Annotated in this window: 10 protein-coding genes; all 10 read left to right on the top strand. The window is 46.1% G+C overall.

Annotated features, from left to right (window positions below; translation table 11 throughout):
• Nucleotides 1–57: 57 nt before the first annotated feature.
• The 10 genes from greA to MKY16_RS00410 all read left to right on the top strand — a co-directional run bounded on the left by greA (nucleotide 58) and on the right by MKY16_RS00410 (nucleotide 11,769).
• Nucleotides 58–534, top strand: coding sequence for a transcription elongation factor GreA (greA, locus tag MKY16_RS00365; RefSeq protein ID WP_013308160.1), 477 nt, complete (start codon nucleotides 58–60; stop codon nucleotides 532–534).
• A 110-nt stretch (nucleotides 535–644) separates the two neighbouring features.
• Nucleotides 645–2,171: a lysine--tRNA ligase gene (lysS, locus tag MKY16_RS00370; RefSeq protein ID WP_029514639.1), complete on the top strand. Its 1,527-nt coding sequence runs from the start codon at nucleotides 645–647 to the stop codon at nucleotides 2,169–2,171.
• Between the two features lie 85 nt (nucleotides 2,172–2,256).
• On the top strand, nucleotides 2,257–3,594 hold the full coding sequence (locus MKY16_RS00375) for a TrkH family potassium uptake protein (protein ID WP_029514640.1): 1,338 nt from the start codon (nucleotides 2,257–2,259) through the stop codon (nucleotides 3,592–3,594).
• Nucleotides 3,595–3,887: 293 nt separating this feature from the next.
• Nucleotides 3,888–4,421 carry a hypothetical protein gene (locus tag MKY16_RS00380; protein WP_340953598.1) on the top strand — a complete coding sequence of 178 codons (534 nt, stop codon included), beginning with the start codon at nucleotides 3,888–3,890 and terminating at the stop codon, nucleotides 4,419–4,421.
• Between the two features lie 462 nt (nucleotides 4,422–4,883).
• A complete protein-coding gene (gene fabI / locus MKY16_RS00385; protein ID WP_029514642.1) occupies nucleotides 4,884–5,654 on the top strand; it encodes an enoyl-ACP reductase FabI in 771 nt (256 codons plus the stop codon).
• 12 nt (nucleotides 5,655–5,666) lie between these two features.
• Complete coding sequence (locus tag MKY16_RS00390) at nucleotides 5,667–7,127, top strand: class I adenylate-forming enzyme family protein (RefSeq protein WP_340953600.1); 1,461 nt, start codon at nucleotides 5,667–5,669, stop codon at nucleotides 7,125–7,127.
• 44 nt (nucleotides 7,128–7,171) lie between these two features.
• Nucleotides 7,172–8,395, top strand: coding sequence for an aldehyde dehydrogenase family protein (locus tag MKY16_RS00395; protein ID WP_029514644.1), 1,224 nt, complete (start codon nucleotides 7,172–7,174; stop codon nucleotides 8,393–8,395).
• Nucleotides 8,392–10,092 (top strand): thiamine pyrophosphate-binding protein, encoded by a 1,701-nt coding sequence (locus MKY16_RS00400; RefSeq protein ID WP_029514645.1) that lies wholly within the window; start codon nucleotides 8,392–8,394, stop codon nucleotides 10,090–10,092. The genes MKY16_RS00395 and MKY16_RS00400 overlap by 4 nt, the downstream gene beginning before the upstream one ends.
• 23 nt (nucleotides 10,093–10,115) lie before the next feature.
• Nucleotides 10,116–11,357: a beta-ketoacyl-ACP synthase II gene (gene fabF / locus MKY16_RS00405; protein ID WP_340953603.1), complete on the top strand. Its 1,242-nt coding sequence runs from the start codon at nucleotides 10,116–10,118 to the stop codon at nucleotides 11,355–11,357.
• A 19-nt stretch (nucleotides 11,358–11,376) separates the two neighbouring features.
• Nucleotides 11,377–11,769, top strand: a complete 393-nt coding sequence (locus MKY16_RS00410) for a 3-hydroxyacyl-ACP dehydratase FabZ family protein (RefSeq protein WP_029514647.1) — start codon at nucleotides 11,377–11,379, stop codon at nucleotides 11,767–11,769.
• Nucleotides 11,770–11,848 lie beyond the last annotated feature (79 nt).

An 11,848-nucleotide genomic window follows, 5' to 3' on the forward strand; every position in this document is an offset into this window, starting at 1 on the left:
AAAGCGTGCATTCCGATGCACTTTTAAACTTTTCCCATGACAGGAGAATCGGTTAAGATGAGCGATAAAGAAGTCATTCTGACACAGGAAGGTCTTAGGAAGCTCGAAGATGAGCTTGAGAACTTAAAGTCTGTCAAACGCCGCGAAGTGGCTGAACGGATTAAGGTAGCCATCGGATACGGAGATATTAGTGAAAACTCCGAATATGAGGATGCGAAGAATGAGCAGGCCTTTATTGAAGGCCGTGTAATTACGTTGGAAAAGATGCTACGCAATGCCCGCATTATCAATAGTGATGAAATTGACACCGATGTTGTGGGAGTAGGCGCAACTGTGACTGTTGAAGATTTGGAATTCGGAGATATTACAGAGTATGCTATCGTAGGTTCTGCCGAATCTGACCCGCTACAGAACAAGATTTCGAATGAAAGTCCGGTTGGCAAGGCAATTCTCGGTAAGAAAAAGGGAACTGTTGTGGATGTCACCGTTCCAGCAGGCGTTATTCAATATAAAATCGTGGATATCAAGAAATAAGACACGGACTTTGGAATTTAATGTAAAAGCTTCCTTGTGGAGGCTTTTTTTCTCTACACCCGGACGGACCCCGGCCCGTCTATTCATATTGAAGGAGCTGATTTAGCACCATGTCGGATGAAACTACTAACCAGGAAACACAAGAAAACCGCGAGGAATTAAGTGAATTATTGCAAATTCGTCGTGCCAAATTGGACGAGCTTCGCTCATTGGGCATTGATCCTTTTGGACGCAAATACATACGCACGGCTGAAGCGGGCGTACTACTGAGCAAGTATGACAGTTTGACTAAGGAAGAACTGGAAGAAAAGAATATTGAAGTTAGCATAGCAGGCCGCATTATGGCTAAACGTGTTATGGGAAAAGCCAGCTTTGCTCATATACAGGATCTTAGCGGACGTATTCAAATTTATGTTCGTCAAGACACAGTACCTGAATCCAAATATAAAGCATTTGGCATTTTGGATCTGGGCGATATTGTTGGTGTTAAGGGTGTGCTCTTTAAGACCAAAACAGGCGAAACGACAATCAAAGTGCTGGATATTGAGGTCTTGTCCAAATCCTTGTATCCATTACCAGAGAAATATCATGGTCTGAAAGATGTTGAATTGCGTTACCGTCAGCGCTATGTCGATCTGGTTATGAACCCTGAAGTACAAAAAACGTTCATTACACGGTCCCGTATTATTCAATCCATGCGTCGTTATCTCGATTCGCTCGGCTATTTGGAAGTTGAAACCCCAACATTACATTCCATTGCTGGCGGAGCGGCAGCGAAGCCATTTGTTACGCACCATAATGCATTGGACATGCAGCTTTATATGCGTATTGCTATTGAGCTCCATTTGAAACGACTAATTGTCGGCGGAATGGAGAAGGTATATGAGATCGGTCGTGTTTACCGTAATGAAGGTATTTCGACCCGCCATAACCCTGAGTTTACGATGATTGAGCTGTATGAAGCGTATGCTGATTATAAAGATATCATGCAATTGACGGAAAACATGGTTGCACATATTGCGCAAGAAGTACTGGGCACACAGCACATTCAATATCAAGGCCAGGAAGTGGATCTGACGCCGCAATGGCGCAGAGTCTCCATGGTTGATGCTGTTAAAGAAGTAACAGGCGTAGACTTTAGCGTGCAGATGAGTAATGAAGAAGCTCATCGTCTTGCGAAAGAGCACAAAGTTCCGGTCGAACCACACATGACCTTTGGCCATATCCTGAATGCATTCTTTGAGCAGTTCGTAGAAGAAACGCTCATTCAGCCGACCTTTATTACTGGACATCCGGTTGAAATCTCGCCGTTGGCCAAGAAAAACGAACAAGATCCGCGGTTTACGGATCGCTTCGAGCTGTTCGTGGTCGCTCGTGAGCATGCGAATGCGTTTACTGAGCTGAATGATCCAATCGACCAGCGCCAACGTTTTGAAGCTCAATTGCTGGAACGTGAGCACGGTAACGATGAGGCTCATGAAATGGATGATGACTTTATCCGCGCCTTGGAATACGGTATGCCGCCAACAGGCGGATTGGGCATCGGCATCGATCGTTTGGTCATGTTGCTGACAGATGCGCCTTCCATTCGCGATGTGCTGCTTTTCCCGCATATGCGTAACCGTACAGTAGAATAACATAACATTATGAATATAGAGGATCAGCCGGGTTTCCCGTGTCTTGTTCCTCTTTTTCATAAGAACGGATGGAGAGAATACTCTAATGAAACGCAGCGTCAAGCTTAGTCGGTTCGCATCGCCTCCTTTTATATTGGTCATTGGATATTTATTGATTATTGCATTGGGTACTTTGCTACTGATGCTTCCTGTTGCCAATCATAGTGGTCATGCTCCGCATTGGATTGATTCGCTTTTTACGTCCGTCTCAGCCGCTTGTGTCACAGGACTGGTCGTCGTTGACGTCGATTCAACGTATACGATGTTTGGCGAAACCGTCATTTTGGTGCTGATGCAGCTAGGCGGGCTGGGGTTTATGACCTTAGCGACCTTGTTTGCGCTGTTATTGGGGCGGCGATTATCGCTGAAGGATCGGTTGCTGCTTAAGGAGGCTATTAATGCCGATAGCATGGAAGGGATCGTGCGTATTATTCGCAAGGTGCTGATCTTTTCTTTTACCATTGAGGCGATAGCTGCCGTTGTCTTGGCTTTGCGGTGGATGCGAGAAATGCCTGTCGGACAAGCGATCTATTATGGAATATTCCATTCCGTATCCCTCTTTAATAACGGGGGATTCGATCTGTTCGGGACTAGCTTCCAACAATACGCTGGAGATTTTGTTTTCAATATGATTGCATCTGTGCTCGTTATATCAGGAGGCTTGGGTTTCCTGGTGCTTAGCGATCTGTTCGATTTCCGCCGTACCCGGAGACTGTCTCTACACTCCAAAATGGTGCTAAGCGTGTCGGGAGTGCTCATTGTGATTGGTGCGCTGGTTTTATTTATTTTTGAGTTTACCAATGCACGAACCTTGGGTGCACTGAACTGGGAAGGCAAAGTATATGGAGCTGTCTTTCAATCGGTCTCCACGAGATCATCGGGTACGAGCACAGTCGATATCAGCGGGTTAAGGCAGGCAAGTCAGTTTTTTATTATGTTGCTGATGATTATCGGTGCTTCTCCAGGCTCAACTGGAGGAGGAATCAAAACGACTACGTTTCTGCTTATGGTAGGTGCGCTAATCGCCGTCATGCGAGGACAGAAGGAAATCGTGTTTTTCCGTCATAGGGTCCCCAAAGATATCATGATGCGGGCGCTGACCATTATTGTACTAGCCCTATTTATATTCTCGATTGTGGTTATACTGCTCTTAATGACAGAGGATGCCCCATTTCTCTCCCTGGCATTTGAGGCTGCTTCCGCAATTGGAACGGTAGGGTTGTCCGTAGGAGTGACGCCAGGGTTGTCTGACGCAGGCAAGCTGATTATTTGTGTGACTATGTTTATTGGTCGAATTGGTCCTCTTACGATTGCCTATGCCATTCGTCCACGCTCAACCAAGACATTGTACCGTCGTCCCGAAGGGCATATCGTAATTGGATAGTGTATCTGTAAAAAAGATGTACCCGTGCTGATTAGCATAGGTACATCTTTTTTTCATTTCAGATCATCATCATTCTTTATGGGTAGCATATGATGTAAAATGCCCATTTTGAGAACGAGACGAAATAGTTTGAACAGATACTGTTTTTCACAGAAAAAACGGCTATTTGTTTCCTTTTATGTAATTATAGACAAAATACTAGGAATATTATGTATAATATTGTATGATAGTGGGCATGAAAGGGGGATAGTTGAGGTGAATACCAATTTCTAATTTGAAAGGAATCGTCCATTATGTATTTATTTATTATTAGTGCTGAGGTTTTGTTTTGGGTTTTTGTTGTTGCAGGGTTAGTCGCAAGGTATATGTTTGGGTTGAAGAAATTAGGTGGGCTTCTTTTACTCTTTACCCCAATTATTGATATCCTGTTACTAATTGCGGTGTTCATCACGGTGAAAAGTGGCATGGAGATTACGACTGCTACTGGCTTGGCGGCCTGTTATTTTGGTATTACAGTAGCATTTGGTCATAGGTTAATTAAGTGGGCGGATGTACGGTTCTCCCATTGGTTTGGTAAGGGACCCAAGCCTGAACGCAAGTATGGTGCTGCTCATGCAAAAGAGGAACGGATAGGTTGGTTGCTTCACCTTTTGGGTTGGGCTATAGGTAATGCTTTGTTGCTCGCCATCATTGTGTATGTTGATGATCCTCAGCGTACGGTGTCTTTGGAGGGCATTATGCAAACATGGGCGATCGTTCTGGTAATCGACTTTGTTGTCTCCTTTAGCTATACTTTAGCTCCCAAAAAACAAAAGCGTAGTCTATAAAGGTTAAGGTTTTACACTTAGATGATATCTGGCTGGTCACTCAGGATGTTCAAATCGGGAGAGTCATTGTTGGTGAAAATGAAGTGGTTACTTCCGGTAGTGGGGTGAGTCTGTCATCGGAATGTAAATATTTACAAAAATATGCGGATTTTATGTTTAACTTACTTTGACAGTCACCTTATTTTCGCCTCGCTATCTTTTTTCACACACATGTATCCCTTTCGATTTGAACACAGACCAACAGAAGCAACACAATTATTTTTTGTGAGATGACAGACAGCATACATGATGTGTTACACAAATTTTAAAATAAATTTTGTGATTTGCCTAAAACGTCGCCTATCTAAGTTTGGCAATTAACGCGATAATATTCCAGGAAAGATTACATATGTCTATAAATGTAGACATACGCAATTAAGTTGTTATTTTGTTTAATAATGTAAAAAAAGAAAGGTGGTTTCTGTGGCAGTACTACTGAGCGGTAAGAACATTTTGATTATGGGCGTGGCTAATAACAGGAGTATTGCTTGGGGGACAGCTCAATCTTTAGCTGCTGAAGGGGCACAACTCATTTTTACTTACGAAAATGAGAGGGTTGCAGAGCGGGTACTAAAGCTTGCTGAAACCATTCCGGGAGCACTGGTCTGTCCTTGCGATGTACAAAGCAATGAAGAGCTTGATGCATTGGCGGATTTTCTAAAAGAAAAAGTAGGCGTGTTGCATGGTTATTTTCACAGTGTCGCCTATGCTAAGGCTGAGGATTTGGATGGCTTGTTCGTTGACACTTCTCGCGAGGGATTCGCCGTTGCACAAGAAATCAGCGCCTATTCCTTGGCTGCTGTATCCCGTCGAGTGTACCCACTGATGACAGAGGGTGGGAGTATCGTCACCATGACGTATATTGGCGCAGAACGAGCGATCAAAAATTACAATGTTATGGGTGTGGCGAAGGCTTCACTGGAAGCCAGCATGCGCTATCTGTCGAATGATCTGGGCACATATGGCATTCGTGTAAATGCGATTTCCGCTGGTCCGATACGGACTTTGGCTGCCTATGGCATTAAGGATTTTAACACAATGCTCAAACATATTGAAGAAACTACGCCCTTACGCAAGACGGTTGATACGTCTGAAGTCGGAGATACGGCGTTATTCCTATTTTCCCATTTATCGAGAGGCATTACGGGTGAAGTTATCCATGTAGATGCTGGATACCATATTACGGGGATGTAAGGAGGGAACGTTGTGCTTATTACGCATACGGATTGCCGGATTATCTCATCTGAAGGAATTATGACCAGGGAGCGTCTGGAGCGAGACGTTACGATCTTCTCCCGGATGTTGACTCTCAGAGGCATTCCCGAAGACGGTAGAGTGATTCTGAAAGCGGCCAATTCTTATTGGTTTGTTGTGTCTCTGTTCTCCCTGTGCAATATCGCTGTTTCGGTGACTGTGGTGGACGAGCAGACTGTGCTCGATGAGGTGGCCCAAATCTATGATGAAGCGGATGCCTGTTGCATCCTTACGGATTCCGATTTAGAACTTCCTCATGCACTCGTTATTCTAATTCAAGATCTGATTCAAGAAGAAACAGTGCACCCGGATTGGGTGGGAGAGCCAAAGCTTGAAGCCCTCGACTTTAACAAGTGGTGCGAGAGGCCAGATGCGCTCATTCTGTATTCTTCAGGTACGACGGGAAAACCCAAGGGAATCGTGAAAGCTGGTTCAGCTTTTATGGAGAACATCAGGCATTCCATACACGCCATGAACTACCTACCGTCTGACCATATGCTCCCCGTTGTGCCTTTCTCTCATTTTTATGGAATCTCACTTATCTTCTCCTGGTGGTTAACCTCATGTTCTCTCATCATCTGCAATCCAAAAAACCTCTGGAGCGTCATTGCAAGTATTACGAAAGACCGGGCGACGGTCGTAGACGCTAACCCCTCTGCTTTTTACACCTTGTTGCGTATGCTAAACCGAAAACCCGAACAACTGGAAATGGTCAAGGATGCTCCGGTGCGCATGTGGTGCGTAGGCGGTTCCCCACTTACCCAAGACCTTGAAGAGAAATTTAACAACATATTTGGACAGCCCTTGCTGAATGGTTACGGCCTTTCTGAACTGGGCAACGTTACGCTAGGGACGCTAGAGTGTCCTAAGGGTTGTGGTCTACCATTACCTGGTGTGGATTTGAAAATACTAGATTCTACAGGCAAACAGCAGACGGACGGTGTCGTAGGCGAAGTGTGGATACGCAGTGCTGGATGCATGGAAGGTTATCTGAATCGTCCAGACCTGACGCAATCCGTTCTACAGGACGGTTGGTTCAAGACGGGGGATCTGGGCTATCTGGATGACGGAATGCTGTATGTCATTGGACGCAGCGGCAAGACGGTCAACCGGATGGGCTATATGGTATCTCCGGTCTATATTGAGGACCGCATTGGTTCTCTAGGTTACCGATCCTGCGTGATCACCTTGGAGGATGAGGCTAAAGGGACATTACTTTTTGCCTTCATCGAAGGCGAATCCTTGCAAGCCTTGTCTGTACTCCGCAAAGAAATAAATCGTGTGCTCCCTTCATACATGTTTCCCGATCTTTTGCTTCCGCTCGACCACTTTCCTTTAAATCGCAATGGAAAAGTGGATCGTTTGGAGATGGAGCGTATTGCCCTGGAAAAAGTTGCCTCTCGCAAAGTATAGCAAGATATTTACCAAAACCGCATATAGGAAAGGGAGAATGTGCCATGAATATAAATCCAGAATTGGCAGAAAACACACTGTTTTTGGAAAGGCATGAATCTATTCTGAAATGCCTCAATTATTTGATTGAAAATCGGCAGGAAGTGATGGATATTCTCACGCAATTTTCATCCTATCGGGCCGCCAATGCAGAAATTGACTCCACGATCCTCACACTTCAAGGTGCTCTGCAAGAAGTGCAGACCTATCAGCCAAGTCGGCAACGATCTATGGCTGTATTCATGCCTTCCAACGTCATTTTATACTCCTATGCATTATACCTTTTGATTCCGTCCCTGTACGTTGAAAATATAGACTTTCGCCCTTCTTCTCACGTAAATGAGTACGTCAACATGCTGCATGAAAAGCTTCAGGCTGTACATGGATTACCCATCTATATTCGCAAAGTTAGCCAGAAGGTGTTCATGGAGAATTCCGTGATGCCAGCTGATATTGTGGTGTTCACCGGGAGCTATACCAATGCGGAGAAGATCAAAAAACAGATTCGAAAAGATCAGCTCTACATTTTTTACGGACAAGGGCTAAATCCTTTCATCATCGGGCCTGATGCAGATCTGGAGCTGGCGGTTACCGATGTGATCCGAATGAGATTGTTCAACTCTGGACAGGACTGCCTAGGCCCCGACATCATTCTGGTACATCAAGATGTGAGTGAGCATTTCAAGGATCTGCTGATTCAACAGCTTGACCAACTCGTGTTTGGAGCCAACGATGACCCGAATGCAAACTATACCCCTATATTCTATAAAGACACGCTATATTCGGTTTCTGAATATTTTAACACGAACGATAAGTTTATTATTTACGGCGGCGGCATTGATTTCCGTACGAAAAAAATGGAGCCAACGGTTGTATATAGTGAATTGGATCAGAATCTGGAGATTATTGAGTATTTTTCGCCAGTCTTCAATGTAGTTAGCTACCAAAACGACGAGCAACTGATCAAGCGTATCTCCTCCAGTTATTTCAGTGAACGTGCAATGGGTTGCAGCTTATACGGATCGGAGCACCTGACTGACGTTCTACGAAAGAAGCACACATTGACCATTAATCAGACGCTTGAGGATGTGGATCAAGGCAATAAGCCTTTTGGTGGCTACGGCACGATGTCGAACTATATTTTTTACGATTTCAAGCTCATTTCAAAGCCGATCTTGATTTCAGAAATTGTCGCAGAATATTTGTCGGAAAAGAGGAGTTTGGTATGACTGCGAGCTTTTTTCCCTGGGATGCCATCATTGGCTACTTAAAATCGGCTGGGGTTCAGCATCTCTTTGGATTACCAAGTGATGACCTCAAAATCGTATCGTCACTCCCCTCATCCGGTATGGATTTTATTTTGTGCAAAGATCAACGTAATGCTGTGTTCATGGCAGCAGGTTATGCGCTCACCACCAACCAGATGTCCGTATGTGTTGTGGGTAAAGGGCCTGCGCTCAGTAATACACTTACAGGGCTGCTGGAAGCCAAGAACCTGGGCGCTCCGCTCTTGCTTCTGGCGCTTGGTACCGGAGGAGATAAGCTGGGTACCCGATCCTTTCAGGAAGCCGATCAAATCTCACTTGTGAAGCCGCTTGTAAAATGGGCTTATCGTGTCGAGCATGTAGATCGGCTTGTATGGGCGATGGAGCGGGCTGCCTTTTTGGCCATCAATGGAGCGCCGGGTCCTGTCTATATCGAACTCCCTGAAAACCTGATGGACCAGCCTGTGCCAACAGGACTTCAGTTTACCCCGCCCGAGAAGCTTTCGTGTTCTCCGTCTCTGCGGGAGTTGGATGCGGCTTGGGCGATTATAAAGACGGCGCGCAGGCCGCTCATTCTAGTCGGAGGGGGAATGAAGTCAGGTACAGGTGATGTGATTGAGCGGTTCGCTCACCAACATGGAGCGGCCTTGTTCGCAACTGCCTCGGGACGGGGTGTAGTGGATGAAGAACACGAACTTTTCTGCGGTGTTGCCGGACTCTATACGGATCTCAGTCTAAGACAAATCTGGAAGGAATCTGATGTGGTGATCACACTGGGCAGCCGCTTGGAAGAAACGGCTACGTTCGAGTGGGATATTCTGCTACAGGATACACCTTTGATTCAAGTCAATGTAAATCTGGAGGATTTTGCACACGAATACAGGGGTATCAAAGTGCTTGGTGATGGATATGCAGCAGTGGAGCAATGGCATGATCGGCTAGGGCAGAAGCCTGATGGAGTGTGGCTTGAAACGATTAGGAGCTGTAAAGAGAAGGCTTTTTCTCAAAGGGCTATCTATCTGGAGGAATTGAAAAAAGCTCCTGGGATCCACGTTCCTGAGCTGTTGGAAATCATTCAGACGGAGTTTCCTGAAAATCTAGTGCTTCTTCAAGAAAATGGATTGCAGGATATGTGGTCCTATTTTTATCCATATTTCCGCTTTGCCCAAGGCTCTCTTTCGATTGTTCCTAGTGATCAAACGAGTCTTGGATTCGGTGCGGCTGCTGCTCTGGGAGCAAGTGTGGCAACGCAACGTCCAGTAGTGGCACTTGTAGGTGACGGTGCGTTCAATCTCTTCTCTTCGGATTTTATGACGGCGGTGGAGTATCAAATACCGTTAATCTATATCGTACTCAATAATGGTGGCTATGGTTGGTTGCAGAATCAGATGAATTATAAACATCTCACAGGGCAGTCCCTCCCATTTGTTTCTGAGGCGGCCAAGACAGGAATTCAAATTCCCCAGTATGAGTTTGTGGAAAGCCTCGCAATTCGGAGTAAGGGAGAGGCACGGGAACAGCTTCAGCTTGCTTGGCAAAAGTATCAGGAGAACAAGCTTGTGGTCGTCGAGGTATATGCTGATCTTGCGGATGTGCATGAAAAAATCAGTCATGTGTATGGCGACTTTCCTCTCTACGAGCAACAGGCTTCCAAGAATTAATTTCAACGAAGGACGTGGATACAGTGAGAAGACGTGTTGTAGTGACTGGACAGGGAGTCGTAACGCCGGTTGGGCTTAATCTTACGGATTTCTGGAATTCACTGTTAGAAGGAAAAAGCGGAATTGGACCTGTCACTGTTTTCGATACAGCGGACATTCCGACAAAGATCGGTGCACAGGTTACGGGCTTTGACCCATTGCAATATATGAGCAAGAAGGAAGCTAATAAAGTGGCACAGTTCACTCAGTTTGCTTTGGCGGCTGCCCGGCAGGCGGTGGAGCAATCCAAATTAGTGATTGATGAGCAGAATGCAAGTCGCGTGGGGGTTATTGTCGGCTCTGGAGCAGGCGGCCTCGACGTTATAGAGGAGAACTATGGGAAATTAACAAAGCTTGGTCCCAAAAGAGTTTCTCCTTATTTTGTTTCCTCGATGATGATTAATTCAGCACCTGGTGAAATCTCCATTGCTATTGGGGCCAAGGGGCCTTCGTTTGCTGTGGTTACAGCTTGTGCTACAGGAAGCAATGCCATCGGTGAAGCATTACGTACGATCCAGTACGGCACGGCTGATGTCGTGGTTGCCGGTGGAGCAGAAGCCAATTTTAGTCAGCTTGATCTGGCATCATTTGCGAATATTCATGCTCTCTCCAGACGTAATGAAGAGCCGCAGAAGGCTAGTCGTCCGTTTGATGTGGATCGTGATGGATTCGTCATCGGTGGAGGAGCAGGAGTCTTGGTGCTGGAGGAGTTGGAGTATGCTTTGAACCGCGGAGCCACCATTCTGGCCGAAGTTGTGGGTTACGGATGCACAACGGATGCGTATCATATCACGGCTCCAGATCCCTCTGGCTCCGGCCCGGCAGAAGCGATCAACATCGCACTGCAGGATGGCGGCTTAACACCGCAGGAAATCGACTATGTCAATGCCCACGGTACGAGTACGCCATTTAATGATCGTATGGAGATTAATGCTATTCAAAAAGTGTTCGGGGAGCATGCCCCCCGTTTGGCGATATCGTCTATTAAATCCATGACTGGCCATTTAATGGGCGGTGCAGGGGCAGTCGAATTAATTGCGACTGTGCAGAGCATGATTCACAGCAAAATACCACCGACACTCAATTGTGACAATCCGGAAGCTCCTGAATTGAACTTTGTGCCGCATGTATATCAGGAACGCGAGGTCCGCGCAGCGATTAGCAATTCATTTGGTTTCGGAGGGCACAACGTCTGCCTTGCTGTTCGCAAGTGGGAAGGGGAATAAGCCTGTGAGCGAAGAGCTAATCCATATCCCGGATGTGCTTCCTCACCGGTACCCTTTTCTTCTGTTGGATGGCGTGACCGGGTACGAAACGTCGCAATGGGCGAAGGGATACAAGCTTGTCACCTGGAGTGAGTGGTTCATTACAGACAGTAATCCATACATGCCTCCTATGTTGATTGTGGAGTCGCTTGCACAATTGGCGGCATTCGTGGCGGTTGATAAAAAAGGGATTTCATACCTGACCAATCTCAATGGGATTCGGTTCCATAGCTTGGCGAAGCCTGGGGACCGAATTGATCTCTACTTTGAAGTGATCAAGCGTCGACGGGGCTATATTCTGGGAAGCGGTCGTGCTTCCGTAGGGGATCGATTGGTAGTTGAGGCGGAAGAAATTGTTTCACTGGATCAATGACGGTGTGGAAGCGCACGTTAAACTTTCCTTTTGTCCTCCTGACTGCCAGGTGCAGCGGGAGGATATTCACATCATGGAA

Origin of the sequence: Paenibacillus sp. FSL L8-0641 (genome assembly GCF_038006265.1) — a bacterium.
Taxonomy (GTDB): domain Bacteria; phylum Bacillota; class Bacilli; order Paenibacillales; family Paenibacillaceae; genus Paenibacillus; species Paenibacillus polymyxa_D.

Coding starts and splice junctions, on each gene's coding strand:
- MKY16_RS00400 (WP_029514645.1), top strand. CDS start 8,392: ATGACTGCGAGCTTTTTTCCCTGGGATGCCATCATTGGCTACTTAAAA.
- MKY16_RS00375 (WP_029514640.1), top strand. CDS start 2,257: ATGAAACGCAGCGTCAAGCTTAGTCGGTTCGCATCGCCTCCTTTTATA.
- MKY16_RS00380 (WP_340953598.1), top strand. CDS start 3,888: ATGTATTTATTTATTATTAGTGCTGAGGTTTTGTTTTGGGTTTTTGTT.
- lysS (WP_029514639.1), top strand. CDS start 645: ATGTCGGATGAAACTACTAACCAGGAAACACAAGAAAACCGCGAGGAA.
- MKY16_RS00395 (WP_029514644.1), top strand. CDS start 7,172: ATGAATATAAATCCAGAATTGGCAGAAAACACACTGTTTTTGGAAAGG.
- greA (WP_013308160.1), top strand. CDS start 58: ATGAGCGATAAAGAAGTCATTCTGACACAGGAAGGTCTTAGGAAGCTC.